At 61.0% G+C, this 25584-nt stretch carries 21 protein-coding genes; 12 read left to right on the top strand and 9 right to left on the bottom strand.

What is annotated here, in order from left to right; genetic code table 11:
• Position 1: 1 nt before the first annotated feature.
• A complete protein-coding gene (locus UIB01_RS18400; RefSeq protein WP_038663639.1) occupies positions 2-2419 on the bottom strand; it encodes a penicillin-binding protein 1A in 2418 nt (805 codons plus the stop codon).
• A gap of 180 nt (positions 2420-2599) precedes the next feature.
• Here UIB01_RS18400 and UIB01_RS18395 point away from each other — a divergent pair, with 180 nt between their 5' ends.
• From UIB01_RS18395 to hemE, 11 genes are all read left to right on the top strand, one after another.
• Complete coding sequence (locus tag UIB01_RS18395) at positions 2600-3664, top strand: pilus assembly protein PilM (RefSeq protein ID WP_038663634.1); 1065 nt, start codon at positions 2600-2602, stop codon at positions 3662-3664.
• Entirely contained in the window at positions 3664-4236 is a 573-nt protein-coding gene (pilN, locus tag UIB01_RS18390) for a type 4a pilus biogenesis protein PilN (protein WP_038663631.1), read from the top strand. The genes UIB01_RS18395 and pilN overlap by 1 nt, the downstream gene beginning before the upstream one ends.
• The gene (gene pilO, locus UIB01_RS18385) at positions 4233-4856 is read left to right on the top strand and encodes a type 4a pilus biogenesis protein PilO (protein WP_038663629.1); all 624 of its coding nucleotides are present in this window, start codon (positions 4233-4235) and stop codon (positions 4854-4856) included. The genes pilN and pilO overlap by 4 nt, the downstream gene beginning before the upstream one ends.
• Complete coding sequence (pilP, locus tag UIB01_RS18380; RefSeq protein WP_038663626.1) at positions 4853-5380, top strand: type 4a pilus biogenesis lipoprotein PilP; 528 nt, start codon at positions 4853-4855, stop codon at positions 5378-5380. The genes pilO and pilP overlap by 4 nt, the downstream gene beginning before the upstream one ends.
• Before the next feature lie 53 nt (positions 5381-5433).
• Positions 5434-7554, top strand: coding sequence for a type IV pilus secretin PilQ (locus tag UIB01_RS18375; protein ID WP_038663623.1), 2121 nt, complete (start codon positions 5434-5436; stop codon positions 7552-7554).
• A gap of 4 nt (positions 7555-7558) precedes the next feature.
• Complete coding sequence (gene aroK, locus UIB01_RS18370) at positions 7559-8104, top strand: shikimate kinase AroK (RefSeq protein ID WP_038663620.1); 546 nt, start codon at positions 7559-7561, stop codon at positions 8102-8104.
• A 23-nt stretch (positions 8105-8127) separates the two neighbouring features.
• Positions 8128-9231 (top strand): 3-dehydroquinate synthase, encoded by a 1104-nt coding sequence (aroB, locus tag UIB01_RS18365; protein ID WP_038663617.1) that lies wholly within the window; start codon positions 8128-8130, stop codon positions 9229-9231.
• 10 nt (positions 9232-9241) lie between these two features.
• Complete coding sequence (locus tag UIB01_RS18360) at positions 9242-10795, top strand: AAA family ATPase (RefSeq protein ID WP_038663614.1); 1554 nt, start codon at positions 9242-9244, stop codon at positions 10793-10795.
• 176 nt (positions 10796-10971) lie between these two features.
• Complete coding sequence (gene gltB / locus UIB01_RS18355; RefSeq protein ID WP_038663611.1) at positions 10972-15420, top strand: glutamate synthase large subunit; 4449 nt, start codon at positions 10972-10974, stop codon at positions 15418-15420.
• Positions 15421-15527: 107 nt separating this feature from the next.
• A complete protein-coding gene (locus UIB01_RS18350) occupies positions 15528-16946 on the top strand; it encodes an FAD-dependent oxidoreductase (RefSeq protein ID WP_003283491.1) in 1419 nt (472 codons plus the stop codon).
• 139 nt (positions 16947-17085) lie between these two features.
• The gene (gene hemE, locus UIB01_RS18345) at positions 17086-18150 is read left to right on the top strand and encodes a uroporphyrinogen decarboxylase (protein WP_038663608.1); all 1065 of its coding nucleotides are present in this window, start codon (positions 17086-17088) and stop codon (positions 18148-18150) included.
• A 57-nt stretch (positions 18151-18207) separates the two neighbouring features.
• Here the strand turns inward: hemE and UIB01_RS18340 are convergent, their stop codons facing one another.
• On the bottom strand, positions 18208-19434 hold the full coding sequence (locus UIB01_RS18340; protein WP_051605142.1) for an MFS transporter: 1227 nt from the start codon (positions 19432-19434) through the stop codon (positions 18208-18210).
• A 228-nt stretch (positions 19435-19662) separates the two neighbouring features.
• On the opposite strand from UIB01_RS18340, the gene UIB01_RS18335 reads away from it, so the two are divergent.
• Positions 19663-20562 (top strand): LysR family transcriptional regulator, encoded by a 900-nt coding sequence (locus UIB01_RS18335; protein ID WP_038663601.1) that lies wholly within the window; start codon positions 19663-19665, stop codon positions 20560-20562.
• A gap of 21 nt (positions 20563-20583) precedes the next feature.
• On the opposite strand, the gene UIB01_RS18330 is transcribed toward UIB01_RS18335, so the two are convergent.
• From UIB01_RS18330 to UIB01_RS18300, 7 genes are all read right to left on the bottom strand, one after another.
• Entirely contained in the window at positions 20584-20874 is a 291-nt protein-coding gene (locus UIB01_RS18330) for a hypothetical protein (RefSeq protein WP_038663598.1), read from the bottom strand.
• Positions 20875-20997: 123 nt separating this feature from the next.
• Positions 20998-21438 carry an excinuclease gene (locus UIB01_RS18325; RefSeq protein WP_038663595.1) on the bottom strand — a complete coding sequence of 147 codons (441 nt, stop codon included), beginning with the start codon at positions 21436-21438 and terminating at the stop codon, positions 20998-21000.
• Between the two features lie 33 nt (positions 21439-21471).
• Positions 21472-22704, bottom strand: coding sequence for a beta-ketoacyl-ACP synthase (locus tag UIB01_RS18320; RefSeq protein WP_038663592.1), 1233 nt, complete (start codon positions 22702-22704; stop codon positions 21472-21474).
• The gene (gene fabG / locus UIB01_RS18315) at positions 22704-23432 is read right to left on the bottom strand and encodes a 3-oxoacyl-ACP reductase FabG (RefSeq protein WP_038663588.1); all 729 of its coding nucleotides are present in this window, start codon (positions 23430-23432) and stop codon (positions 22704-22706) included. The genes UIB01_RS18320 and fabG overlap by 1 nt, the downstream gene beginning before the upstream one ends.
• The gene (locus tag UIB01_RS18310) at positions 23429-23881 is read right to left on the bottom strand and encodes a hotdog family protein (RefSeq protein WP_038663585.1); all 453 of its coding nucleotides are present in this window, start codon (positions 23879-23881) and stop codon (positions 23429-23431) included. Before UIB01_RS18310 ends, fabG begins: the two co-directional genes overlap by 4 nt.
• Positions 23878-25071, bottom strand: coding sequence for a beta-ketoacyl-[acyl-carrier-protein] synthase family protein (locus UIB01_RS18305; RefSeq protein ID WP_038663582.1), 1194 nt, complete (start codon positions 25069-25071; stop codon positions 23878-23880). The genes UIB01_RS18310 and UIB01_RS18305 overlap by 4 nt, the downstream gene beginning before the upstream one ends.
• Complete coding sequence (locus tag UIB01_RS18300; RefSeq protein ID WP_038663579.1) at positions 25068-25574, bottom strand: DUF3261 domain-containing protein; 507 nt, start codon at positions 25572-25574, stop codon at positions 25068-25070. Before UIB01_RS18300 ends, UIB01_RS18305 begins: the two co-directional genes overlap by 4 nt.
• Positions 25575-25584: the final 10 nt, after the last annotated feature.

The following is a 25584-nucleotide window of genomic DNA, read 5'->3' as shown; positions in this document are numbered from 1 at the left end:
ATCAGAACAGGTCGAGCGGTGCTGCTTCATCAGCGGGCAGTGGGCTGCCGGGCGCTTGGTAGCCAGGGTCGAACTCGCCCATCGGGGGCGGCGAATCTTCGCTTTTGAACACCTCGAAATAGGCGTCGGGCGTGCTCGGCGTCGCCGCCCGGCCGCTGACCGGGTCAATGCGCAGTTTGAGCAGCCCGTCCGGTTCCGCCGGTGGATGCTCGGGGGTGTCCTTGAGTACGGCACTCATGTAGCTCATCCAGATCGGCAGCGCGACCGTGCCGCCATACTCGTTGCGACCAAGGCTTTGCGGCTGATCGAAGCCCGCCCACACCGTGGTAACAATGTCAGCGTTATAGCCGGAGAACCAGCTGTCTATGGAGTCGTTGGTAGTGCCGGTCTTACCGGCGATGTCATTTCGGCCCATGGCCAGCGCACGACGGCCTGTGCCGCGTTTGATAACGTCCTGCAGCATGCTGGTCATGATGTAGGCAGTGCGCTCGTCCAGCACTTGCTCGGCGAGTCGCGGCTCCGTCTCTGTCGATTCGTCTGCGCCAGATACATGACTTGCGGGCGCGGCATCGGCCTCTGCATGCTGGGCATCGCGTTGCGGGACCCGTGCCGGGTTGGCTTCAAAGACCAGATTGCCCTCCCGATCTTCGATCCTTTGAATAAGGTACGGCTCGATCTTGTAGCCACCGTTAGCGAAGGTCGTCCAGCCGGTGGCAATTTCCATTGGTGTCAGCGTGGCCGTGCCCAGCGCCAGTGATAGGTTGCGAGGCAGGTCTTGCGGGTTGAAGCCGAAGCGGCTGATGTAGTCGACCGTATGATCGATACCCATCGTCTGCAGCAGGCGGATCGAAACCAGGTTTCTCGATTTGTACAATGCCTCCCGCATGCGGATCGGTCCGAGAAAGGTATTGTTGTCATTCTTGGGGCGCCAGATTCGATCCATGCCCTGCTCAACAAAAACGATGGGGGAGTCGTTGACCAGGCTCGCTGCGGTGTAGCCCGCGTCCAGTGCCGCGCTATAAATGAAGGGCTTGAAGCTCGAGCCGGGCTGACGCTTGGCTTGGATGGCGCGGTTGTAGTTGCTTTGGCCAAAGGAGAAGCCACCCGCCAGTGCTTCGATCGATCCGTCTTGCGGGTCAAGGGAGACCAAGGCTGCTTGTGCCAGCGGGACTTGGCTGAACGCAGCGGTCTCTTCCTGCCAACGAATGCGCACGATATCGCCAACCTTCACCACGTCCGCAGGGCGTTGGGGCCTGGGCCCCATGCTATTGACGCCCAGGAATGGGCGGGCCCATTTCATGCTCTCCCAACTCACGGGCTGCTCTTTGCCGTCGCGGGTGAGAACAAGGATGCCGCTGTTCTCGACTTGCGTAACTACGGCAGGTTGTAAGCCGCCCAAGCCTCTGTACTTGGCAAGCTCCTGCATCCAGCTATCGCGGGGTAGCTCAGCGAGGCGAGCCTCGGGCCCGCGATAGCCGTGTCGTTGGTCGTATTCGATAAGGCCGCTGTTAAGTGCAGCGTTAGCCGCTATCTGCCGCTCGCTGGACACTGTGGTATGCACCCTGAAGCCATCGGTGTACGCCGCGCTACCGAACCGGCCGACCATCTCGGCTCGGGCCATCTCGGCTATATAGGACGCATCCAGTTCAGGTGCGGCGCCGTGATAGCGGGCGGTCTCAGGTTCGGCCAGCGCCTGCCGATAAGCTAAGTCATCGAGTGAGCCAAGTCTGTACATTCGGCCCAGAATCCAATCACGGCGTTCCTTGCTGCGGCTTGGGTTGACCAATGGGTTAAAGGCCGAGGGTGCCTTCGGCAAGCCCGCGATCATGGCGAGTTGTGCGATGCTTAGTTCGGCGATGGGCTTGCCGTAATACACCTGGGAGGCCGCCTCGATCCCATAGGCCCGATTGCCTAGGTAAATCTTGTTGACGTACAGCTCAAGGATCTCGTTTTTACTGAGCTCGCGCTCGATCTGCAGGGCCAGCAGAATTTCATTGATCTTGCGCGAGAAGCTGCGTTCGCTGGTGAGGAAGTAGTTCTTTGCCACCTGCATGGTGATCGTGCTGCCGCCGGTCTGAATCTGTCCGCTTTTCAATAATTGCGTGGCAGCGCGCATCAGGCCGGTTATGTCGACGCCATAATGATTGGCGAAATTGTCATCCTCTGCGGCAAGTAGCGCCTGGATGAATTCTTGGGGGATTTCTTCGAAACGAATAGGCGAGCGTCGCATCTCGCCGAACTCCGCAATCAGCTTGTCATCGGCGCTGTAGACCCGCAGCGGAATCTGCAGCTGTATGCTGCGAAGCGAGTCGACCGAAGGCAGGTTGGGGCTGAGGTAGAGAAATGCACCGCTGACGCTGAGCAACAGGGCGCAAAAAACTGCGAAGCACGACCAGAGAAGAAATTTCAAAAAACGCATCGGGGTTCTTGGAATCCAGGATTTTGGGGGGAGGAGCGGCGGCGATGCTGAAAGGGAAAACCGTTCACATTATATGCGCTTTTTTTGCCAGGTAGCCATTTGCGCTTCTGTCAAGGCTGTTATCTAATGTGGATAAACATAATTAATCCGTAAGTTGCGGATAAAGATAGGAAATCGGTCGTGCTAGGGCTCTTCACTAAGAAAGCGAACACGCTGCTTGGGATCGATATCAGTTCGACCTCAGTCAAGCTCCTCGAATTAAGTCGCTCGGGTAGTCGGTACCGCGTCGAGGCTTATGCCGTCGAGCCGCTTCCGCCAAACGCCGTGGTCGAAAAGAATATCGCCGAGCTCGAAGGGGTCGGTCAGGCTTTGCAGCGCGTGGTTGCCAAGGCCAAAACTGGGTGCAAATCGGCTGTTGTGGCTGTCTCGGGGTCTGCGGTCATCACCAAGATGATCGAGATGGATGCCGGGTTGTCGGATGAAGAGCTCGAGAACCAGTTGAAGATCGAGGCCGATCAGTACATTCCCTACCCGCTTGAAGAAGTTGCAATCGACTTTGAGGTCCAGGGAGCAGCGCCTCGTGCCCCGGGCCGGGTTGAAGTCCTGCTTGCGGCGTGCCGTAAAGAGAACGTCGAAATTCGCGAGGCAGCGCTGGCGCTGGCTGGACTCACCGCTAAAGTAGTCGACGTTGAAGCATATGCGCTGGAACGGTCATATGGGCTGCTAGCGTCCCAGTTGGGGGCGGGGCATGGCGAGCTGACCGTCGCGGTTGTGGATATCGGCGCGACGATGACAACGCTCAGCGTGCTGCATAACGGCCGTACGATCTATACCCGCGAGCAGTTGTTCGGTGGGCGCCAGCTGACTGAAGAAATACAGAGGCGTTACGGCCTATCACAAGAAGAGGCCGGCCTCGCCAAGAAGCAGGGCGGTCTCCCAGATGACTACGACAGTGAGGTTTTGCTTCCGTTCAAGGAAGCTGTCGTCCAGCAAGTTTCCCGCTCGCTGCAGTTTTTCTTTGCCGCTGGGCAATTTCACGATGTCGATTGCATTCTGCTTGCCGGGGGAACGGCATCTATTCCCGGTCTTGATCACATGATCCAACAGAAGATTGGCACGCAGACTCTAGTGGCGAACCCCTTTGCTGATATGGCCTTAAGTAGCAAGGTCAACGCCGGGGCGCTGGCCAGTGATGCGCCAGCATTGATGATCGCCTGTGGCTTGGCGCTGAGGAGCTTCGACTGATGGCGCAGATCAATTTACTTCCGTGGCGTGAACAGCTACGCGAAGAGCGAAAGCAGCGTTTTCTCGCCTCTCTTGTCGGCGTGCTGGTTGTGGCCGTGGGCCTGGTTTTCCTTGGTGACCGTTATTTTCAGGGGGCTATTGAGCATCAAAATGCCCGTAACGAGTTCGTCAAGAAAGAGATCGCGGTCCTTGATGCGCGCATTAAAGAGATCAAGGAGTTGAAAGAGCGTAGGCAGCAGCTCTTGGAGCGAATGAAGATCATTCAGGATCTCCAAGGAAATCGGCCAATTATTGGTCGCGTCTTCGATCAGCTCGTCAGAACCTTGCCGGACGGTGTTTATTTCACGTCGCTTAAAATGAACGGAAAGAACATCGCGATCGTTGGGGCTGCCGAGTCCAACAACCGTGTTTCAAATCTCATGCGCAATCTTGATAGCTCCGACTGGCTCCAGTCGCCCAATCTGAATGAGGTTAAGGCTGTCACTGCGGGCGCCGTAGATCAGGAGAACGTGTTCCAGTTGACGGTGCAGCAGACGCAGCCGGTCGTTGCCACGGAAGGAGCAAAGCCATGAGCCTGGCTGAATCGTTAGATAGTCTTCGTAAGGTCGATTTTGCGGATCTCGATTTAAATAATCTTGGATCTTGGCCCGGTCCGGTCAAGTTCATAGCAGGTGCCTTTTTGCTCGCGGCGGTGCTCGGTCTGGGTTATTACTTCCATTTGCAAGACATGCAGATCCAGTTGGAGCAGCAGCAAGCTCAGGAAGTAACGCTAAAACAGCAGTTTTCAACCAAGGCATTTCAGGCGGCTAATTTAGAAGCCTATAAAGACCAGATGGCAGAGATGGAAACTTCCTTCGGTGCGTTGCTCCGGCAGTTGCCCAGTGATACCGAGGTTCCTGGTCTACTGGAGGACATTACCCGTACGGGCTTGGGTAGTGGCTTGGAGTTTGAGGAAATAAAACTCCAGCCAGAGGTTGCGCAGCAGTTTTACATCGAGTTGCCGATAAATATAAAAGTCGTAGGTGGTTATCACGATTTGGCTACCTTTGTTAGCGGTGTTTCGAGCCTTCCTCGAATCGTTACGCTGCATGATTTCGAGATCATCCCGGAGAAGAATGACACGACATCGAAGTTGCGGATGAGCATCGTTGCCAAGACTTACCGCTATAACGACAAGGGGCTGCAGAAATGAAGGGGGGGCGACTCACTGCGCTGGGTTTAAGCTTGGCGGTCCTTACGGGCTGCGGGGGCAATGCAGACTTCAGCGATCTGCAGCGATACTTGGATGAAGTTAGGGCTAAGCCGAAAGGCACAATCGAGCCGCTTCCTGCATTTATACCTTATGAGGCCTTTACCTATAGCGCGGCAGCCCTGCGTCATCCGTTCCAGCCGCCAGTTAAGCTCGATCTGGCGCAGCGGCAAAGGGGGTCGAAGGACATCAAGCCCGATGAGTCGCGTGTCAAGCAGTTCCTTGAAGGTTTCAATATCGAGAACTTCACCATGGTCGGTACGCTAACCAATGGGGGAGGGCGATACGCGTTGATCAAAGGCGGGGATGGCGTTCATCGAGTCAAGATCGGTGACTATCTGGGACGTAACCACGGCCGCATAGTTGAAATAAGCGAAGCCGGGGTGGATGTAGTGGAAATCGTTCCTGATGGAGAGGGTGGGTGGCTTGAACGCCCGCGCAGTCTGACTTTGAAAGAGCGCGCCTAGCGCGGGGCAAAAGCATGGAAAACCTTTACCGGTCTGCACAACGGAAGCAATTTATGAACACTACCCTTTCACGCCTAGGCGTTGCTCTGCTGGCGGCATTTCTCTCGCCTGCTCTGCTGGCGGCCAAACTTAATGCTCTTGATGTTGCGGCGCTGCCTGGCGATCGCGTCGAGCTGAAACTCGCTTTTGACGAGCCGGTTGCGTCGCCGCGTGGATACACGTTGGACCAGCCTGCGCGCATCGCGCTCGATCTTCCTGGTGTCTCGAACAACCTCGGGGCTAAGAATCGCGAGCTTGGAGTTGGCAACGCGCGAAGCGTAACCGTTGTTGAGGCTCAAGGGCGCACACGGCTCATAGTCAACTTGACCTCTCTTGTGCCTTACTCCACGCGAGTAGATGGCAATAATCTGTTTGTAGTGCTGGGCGAGAGTGGGGGGGCTGGCAGTTCTGCGGTTTCTTCAGCAGCGGCTGTAGCTCCCTCAGTAGTCTCAGCGCCTGCAAAATCTGCACTGGTTGGTAAGGCGGTCGAGAATATTGATTTTCGTCGTGGTGATGATGGTGCTGGTAATGTGGTTATCAGCCTGTCTGACCCTTCGATAAGTCCTACCATTGAAGAGCAGGGCGGCAAGATTCGCGTCATTTTCGACAAGACGCAGCTGCCCGAGTCTCTGCGGGTTCGCCTCGACGTTCAGGATTTTGCTACACCCGTACGGTTCGTCGATGCCACTGCGCAGGCAGATAAGACCAGCATTGCAATCGAGCCGACAGGGCGCTATGACTACTTGGCTTATCAAACTGATAATAAGCTGACGATCAGCGTTAAGCCTCTAGCCGAGGATGAAGCGGACAAGCGCAAGGCTGACCGTTTCGCCTATTCAGGCGAAAAGCTCTCGCTTAACTTTCAAGACATCGATGTTCGTTCTGTGCTGCAGCTGATCGCTGACTTCACTGATCTGAACTTGGTAGCGAGCGACACAGTCAGTGGCAATATCACACTGCGACTACAGAATGTGCCCTGGGATCAGGCCCTTGATCTGGTATTGAAAACCAAGGGGTTGGACAAACGGCAGGTTGGCAATGTGCTGCTAGTCGCCCCGGCCGACGAGATCGCTGCTCGTGAGCGGCAGGAGCTGGAATCGCAACGCCAGATTGCCGAGCTCGCCCCGCTGCGTCGGGAGGTTGTACAGGTCAATTATGCCAAGGCGGCAGATATTGCTCGGTTGTTTCAATCGGTGACTAGTGCCAATGCGGTCGCAGAGGATCGCGGCTCGATTGCGGTTGATGATCGGACGAACAATATCATTGCTTATCAGACGCAAGAGCGGCTCGATGAGCTCCGCCGGATCGTAGCTCAGCTGGATATTCCGGTAAGGCAGGTGATGATCGAGGCGAGGATCGTCGAGGCTAACGTTGGGTACGACAAGGCGCTTGGAGTGCGTTGGGGTGGCAGCTATACCAATGATAATTGGGGCTTCTACGGTAAGGATGGCGCGATCGGTGTTGACGAAGATACCGGGCGAGCGGGTTTGCCTGGTACTGACAAGGTCGGTAACTTCACCTTAAAGGATGCTTTAGCCCCGGTTCCATTTGTCGACCTGGGTGTTGCGAATAGTACTGCTGGTATAGGGATTGGGTACGTATCGGACTACGGCATCTTGGATCTTCAGCTGTCTGCAATGGAAAAGACAGGAAATGGAGAGATTGTTTCTCAGCCGAAGGTCGTAACCGCGGATAAAGAAACAGCCAAGATCCTTAAAGGGTCGGAGATTCCATATCAGGAGGCAAGCTCAAGCGGTGCGACGTCGACCTCGTTCAAGGAGGCAGCTCTGTCGCTTGAAGTGACTCCGCAGATAACACCCGACAACCGCATCATCATGGAGGTCAAGGTCACCAAGGATGCTCCTGATTTCGCTAACGCCCTGAATGGCGTGCCGCCAATCAACAAGAATGAAGTCAATGCCAAGGTGCTCGTGACGGATGGAGAAACAATCGTCATCGGTGGTGTATTCTCCAACAGTCAGATCAGCAGCATCGAGAAAGTCCCGTTCTTGGGTGATGTTCCTTTCGTGGGTCGTTTGTTCCGCCGGGATATCGTTGAGGATAAAAAATCCGAGCTTCTGGTCTTTCTGACGCCTAGAATCCTCAACTATAGAGCGGTCGCAGTAGGCCAATAATCGTTTGCACAATTTGATCCTCGTAGGCCCGATGGGAGCTGGAAAAAGCACCATCGGGCGTTTGCTTGCCAAAGAATTGCGTCTGCCGTTCAAGGACTCCGACAAGGAGATCGAGCAGCGGACCGGAGCCAGCATTCCTCTGATTTTTGATGTCGAAGGGGAGGCCGGCTTTCGCGAGCGTGAACGCGCGGCAATCGCAGATATGTGTAAGCTCGAGGGCGTAGTGCTTGCCACTGGTGGTGGTGCGGTGTTGCGGGAGGACAATCGACAGGCGCTTCGTGCGGGCGGCCGTGTCATCTATCTGTGTACATCGGTCGATCAGCAGCTTGAGCGTACTTCTCGTGATCGCAACCGGCCGCTATTGCAGGCTAGCGACCCGCGCAGCGTTCTGACCGCTCTTATGTCCGTTCGCGATCCTTTGTATCGTTCAATTGCGGACATCATCATCGAGACTGACGAGCGCCCGCCGAGACTGGTGGTTATGGAGATTCTCGACAGGCTTGCCTCGCTGCCGCCCCGTGAAAGCTTGGATGAATCTGCGCTATCCTAAGCCCCTTTATTGTTGGGGGCACCATGCAGACTCTTCAGGTCGATCTCGGCGAGCGTAGCTATCCCATCCATATTGGTGAGCGGTTGATTGATCGCGCCGAGCTTCTTGCTGACCGGATTCGGGGTCGTCAGGTGGCAATAGTCACTAATGAGACCGTTGCGCCGCTATATCTTGATCGGCTGACCCAGACGCTTTCCGGCTACGCCGTTACTCCGGTGATTCTCCCCGATGGGGAGGAGCACAAGAATTGGCAGACTCTGCAGCTCATCTTCGATGCGTTACTCGGTGCCAGGCATGACCGCAACACCACGGTGATCGCGTTGGGTGGTGGCGTTATCGGTGATATGGCAGGTTACGCGGCGGCTAGCTATCAGCGCGGCGTCGATTTCATTCAGATGCCAACCACATTGTTGTCGCAGGTTGACTCCTCGGTAGGCGGCAAGACGGGCATCAACCACCCGTTAGGCAAGAATATGATCGGTGCCTTCTATCAGCCACGCGCGGTCATTATTGATACGACGACTCTGGCAACCCTGCCGCCGCGCGAGCTGTCGGCGGGCCTTGCAGAGGTCATCAAATACGGGTTGATCTGCGACGAGCCGTTCCTTGGCTGGCTTGAGAGAAATATCGATAGGATTCGGGCGCTGGATTCGGCGGCGCTGACCGAGTCAATTCATCGTTCCTGTGCTGCAAAGGCCAAGGTTGTGAATGCCGACGAGCGCGAGTCCGGGGTGCGGGCGATTCTCAATTTGGGTCACACTTTCGGCCATGCGATCGAGACGCATATGGGCTACGGCGTGTGGCTGCATGGTGAGGCAGTCTCGGCGGGAACCGTGATGGCATTAGAGATGTCATGTCAGCTTGGCTGGATTAGCCCGCCGGAGCGTGACCGCGCTATTCGGCTGCTGCGCCGCGCGGCTTTGCCCGTGGTTCCCCCTGCGCAGATGAAGCCACAGGAGTTCCTTAAGCACATGGCCGTCGATAAGAAGGTTTTGGATGGCCGGCTGCGTCTTGTCCTGTTGCGACAGATCGGCGAGGCGGTTGTGACCGGCGACTTTCCGTACGACGTGCTAGAGGCCACCTTGAGCGCCGATTACGGTGCAATGACCGAACATTTGGGAGCATAAGAAGATTTCCATGACCAGTTTGTCTGCGGACGACGCGTTTCTGAATCACTATGGCTTCAGCCATGATCCATTCGCCGCTCGCGTTCCCGGCTTCAAGTTCTTCCCTGCCCAACGCAAGCCGGTGCTTGGGCAGCTTCATCATCTGGCACGGTACAGCCAGTTGTTGCTGTTGGTGACCGGGCCGGAAGGCAGTGGCAAGACGCTCCTGCGTCAGGCTCTTGTGGCCAGCAGCAACAAGCAGTCGGTACAGAGCGTGGTCATTACACCGCAGGGCACAATGGATGCTAGTGCCTTGCTCGTGCAGATCGCACAGGCATTAAACAGTCCTGCTGCGGATTTCGATGGGGTCATGGCGCAAGTGACCCAGCTGGCCCTCACCGGGCAGGAAGTCTATCTGCTGGTGGATGATGCCGAATGTTTGACCGGCGCCGCGGTTGAAACCTTGCTGCGCCTGGCTGCGGGCAGCCCCGAGGCGCGCCCGCATATCTTCCTGTTTGGCGAGTCCGCGCTGGCCGGGCGCCTTGAAGCTTTGAGCGAGGGCGAAGAGCGCTATCACGCCATCGCGCTGCAGCCGTACGAGGAAGACGAAACGCGGGAATACCTTGCGTTGCGTCTCGAGGGTGCCGGCAGCGGTATCGAGTGCTTAAGTGACGAGCAAATTGTCCGCATCCATGAGCAGTCTGGCGGCTGGCCTGGTTCGATCAATCAGGTGGCGCGCGACGAGCTGCTTGCTGCGATACAAAGCCGCCGCGGCCGTCGCAAGGCGAGCGGGATCATGTTACCGCTGCCCAAAAAACATTTGCTGGCGGCTGCTGCAGTCATTGCGGTTGTCGCGGTTGGTTTCCTGGCGCTGCGTGGCGGCGACAGTCAGCCTCCAGCTGCTCCGGCCGTCACGAATTTGCCACTCGATAACGCGCCGGGTGATGGCTCCTCGTCTCAGGATCGTCAGACTGCCATCGAGTTCGATGGACAAGACCGTCCTCTGTCGCTGCCGTTGGGGGGCGCTGCCCAGCCGGTGATCCGCGAGCCGCTTGCGGCGGCGGCCGGTAACGAAGACGACGGCGAGGCTTCCTTCCCAGGCTCGAACGACCCAACGATACCAGCACCAGCACCAGCACCAGCACCAGCACCAGCACCAGCGCCAGCACCAGCACCGGTGGAACGTATTCAGCCAGCTCCTGCGCCGCCGGCTGTTGCTCCTGCTCCTGTGGCGCCGCCCGTGCGACCGAGTGTCGCTGAGCGCGCTCCGGTGCCTGCGGCGCCAGCTGCGAGCTCGGGTCATGGCGCGTGGTATGCGAGCCAGCCGGGGAGCAACTATCTGGTTCAGATCCTGGGTACGCGCGTCGAAAAGAATGCCCAGGCACTCGTTCAACAGCATGGTGGTAACTACCGATATTTTGCCAAGACGCACGAAGGTAAGCCGCTCTATGTCGTCACGTACGGCAATTTCGCGAGTCGTGCTGCTGCGGTTGCAGCGGTCAAGTCGTTGCCCGCTTCGCTGCAGGCTGGCAAGCCTTGGGTGCGAAGCCTGGCGAGCATTCAGCAGGAAATGAAACAGCCGTAGCATTAAAGTGCCCCAAAAAAGTGCGCAATGCACCTTTTTGGGGCTTGCAAAAATAAATTGTGCCGATCTAGCGGGATTTGTAAACTGCTCCCCCTTTTGCCCACGTGAATGACGGGGTGATTTTCTGCCCGTCAATAAGGGGTTGATTTACAACGCATTTAGCTGGTGGAGTGCCTATGAGAGCAGGTCTGTTTCGTCCTGAAGAGTTCAAGGATAACTGCGGCTTCGGCCTGATTGCCCACATGCAGGGCGAGGCAAGCCATCACCTGCTAAAGACTGCCATTCAGTCCCTGACCTGCATGACTCACCGCGGCGGCATCAACGCCGATGGAAAAACTGGCGACGGCTGCGGTCTGCTGATGCAGAAGCCCGATGCCTTCCTGCGCGCCAAAGCGTTGGAGCATTTCGGTGCCGAGCTGCCGATGCAGTATGCCGTTGGGATGATCTTTCTGGATCCGGACGCCAGCAAGGCGGATCACGCCCGTGCTCGACTGAGCGAAGAGATCGTCGCGCAAGGCTTGACTCTGGTTGGCTGGCGTGAAGTGCCGATCGATACCAGCGTGCTGGGCCAGCTGGCCCTCGAGCGGCTGCCGCGAATCGAGCAGGTGTTCGTCTCCGGCGATGGGCTGGGCGAGCGCGAGTTCGGTATCAAGCTTTTCTTCGCGCGGCGCCGCGCCGAAGTCGCTCTCGCTGACGACAGCGCCTTCTACGTCTGCAGTCTCTCCGACAAGGACATCATCTACAAAGGTCTGATGATGCCCGCCGACTTGGCGCAGTTCTACCCGGACTTGGGTGATGAGCGCCTCGCGACGGCCATCTGCGTGTTCCACCAGCGCTTCTCCACCAACACCATGCCGCAGTGGCGGCTGGCTCAGCCGTTCCGCTTTCTTGCCCACAACGGCGAAATCAACACCATCACCGGCAACCGCAATTGGGCACAGGCGCGTCGCCTGAAATTCGCCAACGAGTTGCTGCCTGATCTGGAAAGCCTGTCACCGCTGATCAATCGCACCGGCTCGGACTCCTCCAGCATGGACAACATGCTTGAGCTCTTGGTCACCGGCGGAATGGATCTGTTCCGTGGCCTGCGTATGATCATTCCGCCGGCGTGGCAGAACGTCGAGACCATGGACCCCGATCTGCGGGCGTTCTATGAATTCAACTCCATGCACATGGAGCCCTGGGATGGCCCGGCTGGCGTGGTGTTGACCGACGGTCGCCATGCAGTCTGCCTGCTCGACCGCAACGGCCTGCGCCCGGCGCGCTGGGTGACCACCAAGAACGGCTACATCACCCTCGCCTCCGAAGTTGGCGTCTGGGATTACAAGCCGGAAGACGTCCTGGCCAAGGGCCGCGTCGGTCCGGGGCAGATCCTCGCCGTTGATACCCACACCGGCAAGGTGCTGCACACCGATGACATCGATAACCGCCTGAAGGCCCAGCAGCCCTACAAGAAGTGGCTGCGCCAGAACGCCCTGCGCATCCAGTCGACCCTGGACGACAACGATCACGGCTCGGCCTTCTACGATGCCGACCAGCTCAAGCAGTACATGAAGATGTACCAGGTCACCTTCGAGGAGCGTGATCAGGTGCTGCGCCCGCTGGCCGAGCAGGGCCAGGAAGCGGTCGGCTCGATGGGTGACGATACGCCGATGGCGGTGCTGTCGCGTCGCGTGCGCTCGCCCTACGACTACTTCCGTCAGCAGTTCGCGCAGGTCACCAACCCTCCGATCGACCCGCTGCGCGAAGCCATCGTCATGTCGCTGGAAACCTGCCTGGGTGCCGAGCGCAATGTCTTCGAGGAAACTGCCGAGCACGCCAACCGCGCGATTCTGACCACGCCGGTGATTTCACCGGCGAAGTGGCGCACGATCATGCACCTGGAGCGTCCGGGTTTCGAGCGTCTGGTCATCGACCTAAATTACGACGAAACCATCGGCCTCGAGGCGGCGATTCGCAATATTGCCGACCAGGCCGAGGAAGCCGTACGCGGCGGCAAGGTCCTGCTGGTACTCAGCGATCGTCATATCGCCCCGGGCAAGCTGCCGGTGCATGCTTCGCTGGCTGTGGGTGCGGTTCACCACCGCCTGGTCGAAACTGGCCTGCGCTGCAGCTGCAATATCCTGGTGGAAACCGCCACCGCCCGTGATCCGCACCACTTCGCGGTGCTGATCGGCTTCGGCGCGACTGCGGTCTACCCGTTCCTTGCCTTCGAGGTGCTGGGTGACTTGATTCGCACTGGCGAAGTGCTGGGCGACCTCTACGAGGTGTTCAAGCACTATCGCAAGGGCATCTCCAAGGGGCTGATGAAAATCATCTCCAAGATGGGCATCTCGACCATCGCCTCCTACCGCGGTGCGCAGCTGTTCGAAGCAGTCGGCCTGTCCGACGAAGTCGTCGAGCTCAGCTTCCGTGGCGTCGCCAGCCGTATCAAGGGCGCGCGCTTCGAGGATCTCGAGGCCGAACAGAAGGCGCTGGCCGCCGAAGCCTGGAGCAGCCGCAAGCCGATTCAGCAGGGTGGCCTGTTGAAGTTCGTCTACGGCGGTGAGTACCACGCCTACAACCCTGACGTGGTGAGTGCGCTGCAGATGGCGGTTCAGAGCGGTGATTACAGCCGCTTCAAGGAGTACACCGCGCTGGTCGACCAGCGTCCGGTGGCCATGCTACGCGACCTGCTCAAGGTCAAGGTGGCTGACCAGCCGCTGGCCCTGGAAGAGGTCGAGCCGCTGGATGCGATCCTCAAGCGCTTCGACTCCGCCGGAATCTCGTTGGGCGCCCTGTCGCCGGAAGCCCACGAAGCCATCGCTGCGGCGATGAATCGCATCGGTGCTCGTTCGAACTCCGGTGAGGGCGGTGAAGATCCGGCCCGTTACGGCACCGAGCGCAGTTCGAAGATCAAGCAGGTCGCGACTGGTCGCTTCGGCGTCACGCCGGAATACCTGGTCAATGCTGAGGTGCTGCAGATCAAGGTCGCCCAGGGTGCCAAGCCTGGTGAGGGCGGCCAGCTGCCCGGTGGCAAGGTCAACGGCCTGATCGCGCGGCTGCGTTACGCAGTACCGGGCGTGACGCTGATCTCCCCACCGCCGCACCATGACATCTACTCCATCGAGGATCTGGCGCAGCTGATCTTCGACCTCAAGCAGGTCAACCCGCAGGCGCTGGTTTCGGTCAAGCTGGTGGCTGAGCCGGGTGTCGGCACCATCGCCGCAGGTGTGGCCAAGGCCTACGCCGACCTGATCACCATCTCCGGCTACGACGGCGGTACCGGTGCTTCGCCGCTTACCTCGATCCGTTACGCCGGTTCGCCGTGGGAGCTCGGCCTCGCCGAAACCCACCAGACCCTGCGCGGCAACGACCTGCGCGGCAAGGTCCGGGTGCAGACCGATGGCGGCCTGAAGACCGGCCTCGATGTGATCAAGGCTGCGATCCTGGGCGCCGAGAGCTTCGGCTTCGGTACCGCGCCGATGATCGCCCTGGGCTGCAAATACCTGCGCATCTGTCACCTGAACAACTGCGCAACTGGCGTTGCCACGCAGAACGAGCAGCTGCGCAAGGATCACTTCATCGGCACGGTCGACATGGTAGTCAACTTCTTCCAGTTCGTAGCCGAGGAAACCCGTGAGTGGCTGGCCAAGCTGGGCGTGCGCAGCCTCGGCGAGCTGATCGGCCGCACCGATCTGCTCGAGCTGCTGCCAGGCGAAACGGCCAAGCAAAACAATCTCGATCTGTCGCCGCTGCTTGGAAGCAGCAACATCCCGGCCGACAAGCCGCAGTTCTGTCTGGTCGAGAAAAACCCGCCCTTTGACCAGGGCCTGCTGGCCGAAGAGATGGTCAAGCTGGCCAAAGGCGCCGTCGATACCAAGAGCGGTGGCGAGTTCGAGCTGGAGATCTGCAACTGCGACCGCTCCATTGGTGCCCGTGTTTCTGGCGAGATCGCTCGTCAGCATGGTAACCAGGGCATGGCTGGCGCGCCGATCACCTTCCGCTTCAAGGGTACTGCCGGCCAGAGCTTCGGCGTCTGGAACGCCGGTGGTCTCAATCTGTACCTAGAAGGCGATGCCAACGATTACGTCGGCAAGGGTATGACCGGCGGCAAGCTGGTGGTCACGCCGCCGCAGGGCGCCAGCTATCGGTCCCAGGATTCGGCGATCATTGGCAACACCTGCCTATACGGCGCTACCGGCGGCAAGCTGTTCGCTGCAGGTACCGCGGGCGAGCGTTTCGCGGTGCGCAACTCTGGCGCCCATGCGGTGGTCGAGGGCACTGGCGACCATTGCTGCGAGTACATGACCGGTGGCTTCGTCTGCGTGCTCGGCAAGACCGGACACAACTTCGGTTCGGGCATGACCGGTGGTTTCGCCTATGTGCTGGATATGGATAACAGCTTCGTTGATCGCGTGAACAATGAACTGGTCAACCTGCAGCGCATCACCGGCGAGGCGATGGAAGCCTATCGCAGCCATCTGCAGGACGTGCTGCGCGAATACGTTGCTGAAACCGCCAGTGAGTGGGGGGCTGAACTGCTGGATAATCTCGACGACTACCTGCGTCGGTTCTGGCTGGTCAAGCCCAAGGCGGCCAACCTGGCTTCGCTGCTTTCGAGCACCCGGGCCAACCCGCAATAACAATAAGCCGCTTCAGGCAGCGGCCCCAGCCAACGCGGGGCCGCTGCTCACCCTGATTGTCTTGCAGCCGTATGTATTGCCTACGGTTGCTGTTGAGAGGTTTTGAAATGACTGAACGTCTGAATAACGACTTCCAGTTCATCGAGGTCGGGCGCAAGGATCCGAAGAAGAAGCTGCTGCGCCAGCGCAAGAAGGAGTTCGTCGAGATCTACGAACCCTTCAAGCCGCAGCAGGCGTGCGAACAGGCCCACCGCTGCCTGGGTTGTGGCAACCCCTATTGCGAGTGGAAGTGCCCGGTCCACAACTACATTCCCAACTGGCTCAAGCTGGTCTCCGAGGGCAACATCCTCGCGGCCGCCGAGCTGGCGCACCAGACCAATACCCTGCCGGAAGTCTGCGGCCGCGTCTGCCCGCAGGATCGCCTCTGCGAGGGCGCCTGCACCCTGAATGATGGCTTTGGTGCAGTGACCATCGGCTCGGTGGAGAAGTACATCGCCGATACTGCCTTCGCCATGGGCTGGCGGCCCGACATGTCCAAGGTCAAGCCGACCGGCAAGAAGGTCGCGATCATCGGTGCCGGCCCAGCAGGACTGGGCTGTGCCGATATTCTCGTGCGCAACGGCGTGACCCCGGTGGTGTTCGACAAGAACCCCGAGATTGGTGGCCTGCTGACCTTCGGTATTCCCGAATTCAAGCTGGAAAAGACCGTACTCAGCCGTCGTCGCGAAATCTTCGGTGGTATGGGCATCGAGTTCCGTCTGAACACCGAAGTGGGCAAGGACATCACGATCGACCAGCTGCTGGCCGATTACGACGCCGTGTTCATGGGTATGGGCACCTACACCTACATGAAGGGCGGTTTCCCCGGTGAGGACCTGCCGGGCGTCTACGACGCGCTGGATTTCCTCATCGCCAACGTCAACCGCAACCTCGGCTTCGAGAAGTCCGCCGAAGACTTCATCGACATGAAGGGCAAGAAGGTCGTGGTGCTGGGCGGCGGTGATACCGCGATGGACTGCAACCGCACCTCCATTCGCCAGGGTGCGAAGAGCGTGACCTGCGCCTACCGTCGTGATGCGGCGAACATGCCGGGCTCGCGCCGCGAAGTGAAGAACGCCAAGGAAGAGGGCGTGAAGTTCCTCTTCAACCGCCAACCCATCGCCATCGTCGGCGAAGGCAAGGTTGAGGGTGTAAAGGTGGTCGAGACACGTCTCGGCGCACCAGACGCCCGCGGTCGCCGCAGCCCGGAGCCGATTCCGGGTTCCGAGCAGGTGCTGCCGGCCGATGCCGTGGTCATCGCCTTTGGTTTCCGTCCGAGCCCGGCGCCGTGGTTCGAAGCCCAGGGCATCCAGATCGACAACCAGGGCCGCGTCGTGGCACCTGAGGTGGGTCAGTTCAAGCACCAGACCAGCAACCCGAAGATCTTTGCCGGCGGCGACATGGTCCGCGGCTCCGATCTGGTGGTGACGGCGATCTTCGAAGGTCGTCAGGCTGCCGAAGGCATCATGGATTATCTCGGCGTCTGATCGGGCGTTGCCGGGCATCGAAGGGCGCCCGGAGTGGCCTGATTTGAATCAAGCCCATAGCTAAATGGCACGGCGCTCGCCGTGCCTTTTTTTTTCTGCTTTGCGACAATGCACGGCACTTTTACGCTGGAACCCTGCCATGACCGCCTTGAAGAACGACCGCTTCCTTCGTGCCCTGCTCAAGCAGCCTGTCGACGTCACCCCGGTGTGGATGATGCGCCAGGCCGGCCGCTATCTGCCCGAGTACCGGGCCAGCCGCGCCAAGGCCGGTGACTTCATGAGCCTGTGCATGAATCCCGAACTCGCTTGCGAGGTGACGCTGCAGCCGCTGGATCGCTATCCGCTGGATGCCGCGATCCTCTTCTCCGACATCCTCACCGTGCCGGACGCCATGGGTTTGGGGCTGTACTTCGAGACCGGCGAGGGACCGCGCTTCAAGAAGGTGGTGAGCACCGCTGCGGACATCGAGGCGCTGCCGATTCCCGATCCGGAGAAGGACCTGGGCTATGTGATGGACGCAGTGCGTACCATTCGCCGTGAACTCAATGGCCGCGTGCCGCTGATCGGGTTCTCCGGCAGCCCCTGGACCCTGGCGACCTACATGGTCGAGGGCGGCTCGTCGAAGGATTTCCGCAAGTCCAAGGCGATGCTCTACGAGAACCCGCAGGCGATGCACGCCCTGCTGGACAAGCTGGCGCAGTCGGTCACCAGCTACCTCAATGGCCAGATCCTCGCCGGTGCCCAGGCGGTGCAGATCTTCGATTCCTGGGGTGGCAGCCTGTCGGCCGCGGCCTATCAGGAGTTCTCCCTGGCCTACATGCGCAAGATCGTCGATGGCCTGATTCGCGAACATGACGGCCGCCGCGTGCCGGTCATCATGTTCACCAAGGGCGGCGGCCTCTGGCTGGAATCGATGGCCGACTCGGGCGTCGAAGCGCTGGGGCTGGACTGGACCTGCGATATCGGCGAGGCACGCCGCCGCGTCGGCGGCAAGGTCGCACTGCAGGGCAACATGGACCCGAGCGTGCTCTATGCCAAGCCCGATGCCATCCGCGCGGAGGTGGCGCGCATTCTGGCCAGTTTCGGCCATGGCGAAGGCCACGTGTTCAACCTGGGCCACGGCATCACGCCGGAAGTCGATCCCGCTCATGCCGGCGCCTTCATCGAGTCGGTCCACGAGCTGTCGGCGCAGTACCACGGCTGATTTGCCAGCGGCTCCAGGAAAACGCCCCGCATTTGCGGGGCGTTTTGCTTTACCGGCTCAGTGAGCCGCTTGCGGCTCCGGCAGTGGGCGCAGGCGCGCTAGGTGCAGGGCTACAGCGAGGGCGATCAGCAACAGCGAGGCGATGAACAGACCTACGCCGTCCCAGCCGGCAGCGTGCCAGAAGACCCCGCCCAGCGTGCCGGCGATGCTCGAGCCCAGGTAGTAGCTGAACAGATAGAGCGACGACGCCTGGCCGCGAGCCTGTTGCGCGCGGCGGCCGATCCAGCTGCTGGCCACCGAATGGGCGCCAAAGAAACCGAAGGTGAACAGCAGCATGCCCAGCAGTACCAGCGGCAGTCGGTCGAACAGGGTCAGGGCCACGCCTGCCAACATGAGGGCGATTACCAGCCAGAACACCCGGCGACGGCCGAAGCGATCGGCGAGCGCCCCCACCTGTGCCGAACTGTAGATGCCCGACAGATAGAGCACCGCCAGCAGGCCGATCATGGTCTGGCTGAGGTGGAACGGCTCGGCAATCAGCCGATAGCCGATGTAGTTGTACAGCGTGACGAAGCTGCCCATCAGCAGGAACCCCTGCAGGAACAGCCACGGCAGGACGGCATCGCGAAAATGCAGCGTGTAGCCCTGCAGCAAGCCGCGTAGGCGCAACGGGCGTGGGTGGAAGTGCCGCGACTCCGGCAGGAAGCGCCAGAGCAACAGCGCCGCCAGTAGCGCCAGACCGCCCATCACTCCGAGCACGCTGTGCCACGACAGGTAGTCCACCAGCACGCCGCTCAGCAAGCGTCCGCTCATGCCGCCGATGGCATTGCCGCCGATATACAGCCCCATCGCCAGGCCGAGGTGGTGCGGGTGGATCTCTTCGCTCAAGTAGGTCATGGCCACCGCAGCCACCCCGCTGAGCGCCAAGCCGACCAGCGCGCGCATCAGCAGTACGCCTTCCCAGCTGGGTGCGAGTGCACTGCCGACGGTGAACATGGCGGCAGCGAGCAGGGAGACGACCAGCACCTGCTTGCGGCCGATGGCATCGGAGATCGGTCCGGTGATCAGCAATCCGACGGCCAGTGTCAGGGTCGAGAGCGAAAGGATCAGGCTGCTCTGCGCTGCGTTGATACCGAACGCCTGCGACAGCATGGGCATCATCGGCTGCACGCAGTACAGCAGGGCGAAGGTGGCGAAGCCGCCAGCGAACAGGGCCAGGGCAGTGCGCGCGAAGCGCTGCGTGCCTTTCTCGGTATGGCTGATGGGCGCGCCAGGCGCAGGTATCTCTGCTGACGCGCCACTGGCGCCGTGCGTACTGCTCACGATGGAGACCTCTGTCCGATTCGCTTTTTCCGGCCAAAAGCAGCCCGTTACGCCTGTGATCCCTTTTCGATCAAGGGGCGCGACTGCTGTTGTTCGGGTTTATGGGCGAAATGATAGGAAGCTTTGTTTAAGCTATCCAATATATTATTCGACCTTATTGATATGTTTTACGAATCGTTTGGAGCGCACGTGGAACTGAGACATCTACGCTATTTCGTGGCAGTGGCCGAAGAGCTGCACTTCGGTCGAGCAGCCGAACTGCTGCGCATCTCTCAGCCGCCGCTTAGCCAGCAGATCCAGGCCCTTGAACAGGAACTGGGCGTGCGCCTGTTCGATCGCACCAACCGCCGGGTTTCTTTGACCGACGCGGGGCGGCTGTTTCTCGACGAGACCCGGCGCACGCTGGCTCAGGTGGACAAGTCGGTCGATGTGGTGCGGCGTGCCGAGCAGGGTGAGATCGGCGAGTTGCAGGTCGGCTTCACCTCGTCAGCGCCCTTTACGTCAATTCTGCCGCGGGCGATTCTGGCCTTTCGCCAGGCCTTCCCAGCGGTGCACCTTGCGCTGCAGGAGATGACCAGCAAGCAGGTGATCGACGCGGTGCAGGACGAGACGCTGCAGGTCGGCATGATCCGTCCCTTTGCCTTGCCGCCGGGCCTGCAAACCGTCGAGCTGTTCAGCGAGCCACTAGTCGCGCTGATGCATACGGGGCATCCGCTTGCCGAAGCTGGGGAGGAGGGCCTGGCGCTGGCGGAGCTGGCTGATGAACCCTTCGTGTTCTTTCCGCGCAGCTACGGCACCGGGCTCTACGACCAGTTGCTGAACCTGGCGCGGCAGGCGGGATTCAGCCCGCGCATCGCCCAAGAAGCGAACGAGGCGCTGACCATCATCGGACTGGTCGCGGCGGGACTGGGGGTGTCGGTGCTGCCAGCATCGTTTCGCCGTATCCGTATCGACGGAGTACGCTTTCGCACCCTGTCGGATCAGGATGCCACCACGGCCGTGTGGCTGGTCAAACGCCGCCAGGAGCAGTCGCCCCTGGCGCAGGCCTTCATGGATCTGGTGACGCGCGAGGCGCTGAGCCAGCGTTAACGCTGTAACCGCAACGGTGGTTCAGGGCTGCTTGTAATGAGCGGGCGTTTCGCCCTTTTCCTGTTTCGGAACACGGGTGACGCGGATGTCGGTGATGCCCATGACCTCGGCCTGTTCCAGCAGTCGCGCCTCGTCGGCATCGGCCTTCGGCATCACCAGGCTGTTCTCGGCATCTGCATTGTGCAACTGGATGAGGTGGCGCGCGGCTTCGCCCTGGGACAGGCTGTCGACATCGGCGTCGTAGGTCTCGGCGCGTGGGTCGTTCTGGTAGATGTAGTTGATTTCGAAGGTATGCGAGGGCTTGCCGAACATGGTGGGCTCCTGTCGAGTTCACTGATGTTCAGTGGACTCGACGGCGCCGCCAATCGTTCCAGTAGGCTATCGCGCAGCGATTGAAGTGGCGGAGGCCTGCACCGACGCATCCGTCTGTGGCGCTTACTTGACGTCTGCCAGATCGCCTTTGATCGCGACGCCAGCCATGATGGCACCGGCATGGCATTCGTACTTGGCGCTGTCCTTGTACTCGACGTGCTTGTAGTTGCTGGCGATGTTCACCACCGCATTGGCGCCGGCGGCCTTGGCGGCTTGCTGCATGGCGATCAGCGCCGATTGCAGGGCCCAGCTGCAGGCGCCTTCGTCGGTCTTGTTGAAGGCGTTGGTCTTCTTGCTGGTGGTAACACCGCTACGCACGACCTTGGCATTGCCCGGCGTCTTGCCGGCCAGGTAGAACTTGACGCTGCCGTCCAGGCGGCCGGCTTGGGTGGCTTCGGCTACAACGGCGTCAAAAGGCAGGTAGTGAGTGGTGTCGCGGGCTTGGCTGATACCGGGTACAGCCAGAAGCGCTAGTGCAGCGCCGATCCATGCGGTTGTTTTCATCTGCTTTTCCTTGCGGTGTGGTGAGTAAAGCGCTCAGGCCCAGCGGCGGAAGATGAGCGAAGTGTTGATCCCGCCAAAGGCGAAATTGTTGTTCATGACGTATTCATGCTGCATGGCACGCGGCGCACCCCGCAGGTAGTCGAGTTCGCCGCAGCGCGGGTCGACGTCGTCCAAGTTGAGCGTGTGGATGTAGTGGTCGCGGTTCATCATCTCGATGCTGAACCAGGACTCCAGCGCCCCGCACGCGCCCAGTGTGTGGCCGAGGAAAGACTTCTGCGAGCTGATCGGCATGCTGTTGCTGAACAGCGCCTGGGTCGCCTGGGTTTCGGCGATGTCGCCCTGCTCGGTGGCGGTGCCGTGGCCATTGACGTAGCCGATGGCAGCCGGTGTGAGGCCGGCATCTTCCAGGGCCAGCTCCATGGCCCGGCGCATGGTCAGCTGCTCGGGTTTGGTCGCGTGTTGGCCGTCGGCATTACTGCCGAAGCCGACCAGCTCGGCGTGGATCGTCGCACCGCGCGCCAGTGCGTGTTCCAGCTCCTCAAGCACCAGCATGCCGGCGCCTTCGCCGATCACCAGTCCATCACGGCCGCTGTCGTAGGGGCGCGGCGAAGTATGCGGTGCGTCGTTCTTCAGGCTGGTGGCATAGAGGGCATCGAAGACCATGGCCTCGGTGGCGCACAGCTCCTCGGCGCCGCCGGCGAGCATCAGCGGCAAGCGGCCGAACTTGATCGCCTCGTAGGCGTAGCCGATGCCCTGGCTGCCACTGGTACAGGCGCTGGAGGTGGGGATTACCCGGCCAGTGAGGCCGAAGAAGATGCTGATGTTGGCCGCCGTGGTGTGCGGCATCATGCGGATATAGGAGTTGGCATTGAGCCCATCGGCCACCGAGTTCAGCAGCATATTGCCGAAGGCCTTGATTTCTTCGGTGCTGCCGGTGGAGGAGCCGCAAGCGACGCCCATGCGACCATCGCGGATCGAAGCATCGTCTAGCAGGCCGGCATCGGCCAGTGCCCGCACGGCGGCCAGCACCGACAGCCGCGACACGCGGCCCATGCTGCGCAGCTGCTTGCGCGTCCAGTGCGTCGGCACGGCGAAATCATCCACAGGACCCGCCAGGCGGGTGTTCAGCTCGGTGAAGCGATCCCATTCATGCATGCGGCGAATACCGCTGCGGTTGGCGCTGAAATTGGCCTCGATGCTTGCCCAGTCGCTGCCCAGCGAGGTAATGCCAGCCATGCCGGTGACGACCACACGTCTGCCGCTCATCAGCACAGCCCTCCGTTGACGGCGATGACCTGCCGGGTGATATATGCCGCCTCGGCGGACATGAGGAAATTAACCGCACCGGCGACCTCTTCCGGCGTGCCCATGCGCTGTGCCGGAACCATCTTCAGCATTTCTTCGATGGGCAGTTCGGCGTCGAGCATCTCGGTATCGATCAACCCCGGCGCAACGCAGTTGACGGTGATTCTGCGCTTGCCCAGCTCCACCGCCAGCGCTTTCGCGGCGCCGATGACGCCGGCCTTGGACGCGCTGTAGTTGACCTGGCCGCGGTTGCCGATCAGGCCAGATACGGAGGTGATGCAGACGATTCGCCCCGGCTGGCGACGGCGAATCATCGGCATGGTCAGGGGGTGCAGCACGTTGTAGAAGCCGTCCAGGTTGGTGCGCAGCACCTGATCCCAGTCGTCGTCGCTCAGCGCCGGGAAGGCACCGTCGCGGGTCAGACCAGCGTTGCAGACCACGCCGTAATAGGCACCATGGGTTTCGACATCGGCTTCCAACTCGTGACGGCAGGCGGCACGGTCGGCGATATCGAACTGCAGGATGCGTGCGCTGCGACCCATCCCCTGTATTTCGGCCTGGACCGCTTCGGCCTGGTCGCGGCGTGAGCGGCAGTGCAGCACGATGTCATGGCCGGCACGGGCCAGGCGCAGCGCGATGGCGCGGCCAATGCCGCGGCTGGAGCCGGTGACGAGGACGGTTTCACTCATGGGGCAGACTCTTGTAGGTAGCTCGCCACTTCGGGCGGGCGGAACACGTTCAGACGCGCTTCGGCATGGATGCCGGGGCCGTCGAGATGACATTCGAAGACGCCCATGCCGTTGTCGTCCTGCAGCGACCGGGTGGCACGGACGCGTAGCCGGGCGCCGACCGGGAAGGTTTCGACATTGCACTGGTAGTTGCGCGTACCGAGCAGGAAGCCGAGGGCGACCGGCTCGCCGGCCTGGCGTGCATGGCAGCCGGCGAAGGCCGCGACGCTTTGCGCCATGATCTCGACACCGACCCAGGCCGGCAGGCTGCCGTCGGCCGCGCTGAGCAGGCCGTCGGCGCGTACCAGCAGGTGAGCGTCCACGCTGTCTTCATCGAAGCGCTCGACAGCGTCGAGCAGGATCATGTCGCCAGCGTGGGGTAGCAGTTCGGCGAGGGGCCAATCGATCACGGCGCGTCTCCCAGGATCAGGCTGATATTGTTGCCACCGAAGGCGAAGGAGTTGCTCATCAGCCGTCGCGGCGCGGCTCTATCCATCCGCAGCTCGGCCGTGACCAGGCGCAGCGGCGGCAGGTCCGGGTCCGGCTGGCCGTCCCAGCGGTGCGGTGGCAGCTGCTGGTCGGCGTTGAAGCGCGACAGCGCCAGCCAGCAGAATGCCGCCTCCAGCGCGCCGGCGGCGCCGAGGGTATGGCCGGTCAGCGGCTTGCTCGAAGAGCAGGCGACGCCCTGGGGAAACAGCGTGGCGACGGCCAGGCTTTCCATGGCGTCGTTGTGCGCGGTGGCGGTGCCGTGCAGGTTGACGTAGTCGATCTGTTCGGGCGTGCAGTCGGCAGTGGCCAGTGCCTGGCGCATGGCGGCCAGCGCGCCGCGGCCCTGTGGTTCGGGGGCGGAGATATGGTAGGCGTCGGAACTGGCGCCGCCGCCTAGCAGGGCGATGGCGCCATTACCGGGCTCGCGGGTCATCAGAAACAGCGCCGCCGCTTCACCGATGTTGATGCCGTTGCGGTTGCGCGAGAAGGGATTGCACAGCGACTCGCTGGTGGCTTCCAGCGCGGTGAAGCCTTGCAGGGTCAGGTCGCTCAGGCTGTCGACACCGCCGCACAGCACCGCATCGCAGAGGCCAGCATCGAGCAAGCGTTTAGCGCTGAGCAGGGCGCGGGCGCTGGAGGTGCAGGCGGTGGAGATGGCATAGCAGGGGCCGGCCAGTTGCAGCCATTCGCCGAGAAAACTCGCCGGCGCCGCCAGTTCCTGGTGCCCGTAGTGATAGTCGGGTGGAAAGGCGTCGTTTTGCAGCAGACCGGCGATACCTTGCGCGGCCTCTTGGATGCCGGTGGTACTGGTGCCCAGGACCACACCGATGCGATGCCGGCCGTGGCGGGCGATGGCCTGGCGAATATCGCCTTCGATCTCCAGTGCAGCGGCCAGCAGCAGCTGGTTGTTGCGGGTGGCATGGCGCGGATCGTCATCAGGCAATGCCGGCAACGCTGAGCGGACCGCGCCCACCGGTAAGCGTCGACCGGCGACCGGCTGGGTATGGGGCTGCATGCCGGAGGTGTCGCCGGCGAACAGCCGTAGGGCCACCTCGGCCTTGCCACTGCCAAGCGCGCAGATCACGCCAAGGGCGTCGAGGTAGGCGGTCATCGTTGGCTTCCGGTCGAGTCGGGCAAGGGGGCGACACGATAGGTCAGCCCTGGCGCTACGTCGAGTTCGAAGCTCTGTGCCGCGCGATAGCGAACCTGCCAGCGCAGGTCGTCGCCCTGACGCAGCCGGCGCTCGCCAGCACCTAGCTGTTCGGCCGCGGCGCCATACAGCGCGGCCAGCTGGTCGCGGTCGGTCAGGGCGAACAGCAGGGCGGCGAACAGCTCGCGCGCCTCCGGATTGGGTCGCAGCAGCCCATCAGCCTGCCAGGCGCCGGCGCGCAACTGCTGCCGCGCCAGTGGAATGCCCAGCGGGTCGAGCAGCGACCAGCGCAGCGACGTCCCTTCGCGCTGGATCACCAGCAACCAATCGGCCGGCTCGCTGCCCTGGCGTTGCACATGCAGCTGCAGCGGTACCTGCAATGCGGGTGTGCTGGCAGGCAGCGGCAGGCGCGCCGCGCAACCGGCCAGCAAGACCAGACACAGGCCCAGCAGGAGTCGCCTCATCGCCGCGCGC

It is taken from the genome of Stutzerimonas decontaminans (genome assembly GCF_000661915.1).
In the GTDB taxonomy this organism is placed as follows: Bacteria; Pseudomonadota; Gammaproteobacteria; order Pseudomonadales; family Pseudomonadaceae; genus Stutzerimonas; species Stutzerimonas decontaminans.
Note: the sequence above shows the minus strand (reverse complement) of the source record. Positions and strands in the feature narration are given on the sequence as shown.

What these genes read in the sequence shown, in the direction of transcription:
- UIB01_RS18400 (WP_038663639.1), bottom strand. Translation starts at nt 2,419, where the DNA reads ATGCGTTTTTTGAAATTTCTTCTCTGGTCGTGCTTCGCAGTTTTTTGC.
- pilN (WP_038663631.1), top strand. Translation starts at nt 3,664, where the DNA reads ATGGCGCAGATCAATTTACTTCCGTGGCGTGAACAGCTACGCGAAGAG.
- pilO (WP_038663629.1), top strand. Translation starts at nt 4,233, where the DNA reads ATGAGCCTGGCTGAATCGTTAGATAGTCTTCGTAAGGTCGATTTTGCG.
- pilP (WP_038663626.1), top strand. Translation starts at nt 4,853, where the DNA reads ATGAAGGGGGGGCGACTCACTGCGCTGGGTTTAAGCTTGGCGGTCCTT.
- UIB01_RS18375 (WP_038663623.1), top strand. Translation starts at nt 5,434, where the DNA reads ATGAACACTACCCTTTCACGCCTAGGCGTTGCTCTGCTGGCGGCATTT.
- aroB (WP_038663617.1), top strand. Translation starts at nt 8,128, where the DNA reads ATGCAGACTCTTCAGGTCGATCTCGGCGAGCGTAGCTATCCCATCCAT.
- UIB01_RS18360 (WP_038663614.1), top strand. Translation starts at nt 9,242, where the DNA reads ATGACCAGTTTGTCTGCGGACGACGCGTTTCTGAATCACTATGGCTTC.
- gltB (WP_038663611.1), top strand. Translation starts at nt 10,972, where the DNA reads ATGAGAGCAGGTCTGTTTCGTCCTGAAGAGTTCAAGGATAACTGCGGC.
- UIB01_RS18350 (WP_003283491.1), top strand. Translation starts at nt 15,528, where the DNA reads ATGACTGAACGTCTGAATAACGACTTCCAGTTCATCGAGGTCGGGCGC.
- hemE (WP_038663608.1), top strand. Translation starts at nt 17,086, where the DNA reads ATGACCGCCTTGAAGAACGACCGCTTCCTTCGTGCCCTGCTCAAGCAG.
- UIB01_RS18330 (WP_038663598.1), bottom strand. Translation starts at nt 20,874, where the DNA reads ATGTTCGGCAAGCCCTCGCATACCTTCGAAATCAACTACATCTACCAG.
- UIB01_RS18325 (WP_038663595.1), bottom strand. Translation starts at nt 21,438, where the DNA reads ATGAAAACAACCGCATGGATCGGCGCTGCACTAGCGCTTCTGGCTGTA.
- UIB01_RS18320 (WP_038663592.1), bottom strand. Translation starts at nt 22,704, where the DNA reads ATGAGCGGCAGACGTGTGGTCGTCACCGGCATGGCTGGCATTACCTCG.
- fabG (WP_038663588.1), bottom strand. Translation starts at nt 23,432, where the DNA reads ATGAGTGAAACCGTCCTCGTCACCGGCTCCAGCCGCGGCATTGGCCGC.
- UIB01_RS18305 (WP_038663582.1), bottom strand. Translation starts at nt 25,071, where the DNA reads ATGACCGCCTACCTCGACGCCCTTGGCGTGATCTGCGCGCTTGGCAGT.
- UIB01_RS18300 (WP_038663579.1), bottom strand. Translation starts at nt 25,574, where the DNA reads ATGAGGCGACTCCTGCTGGGCCTGTGTCTGGTCTTGCTGGCCGGTTGC.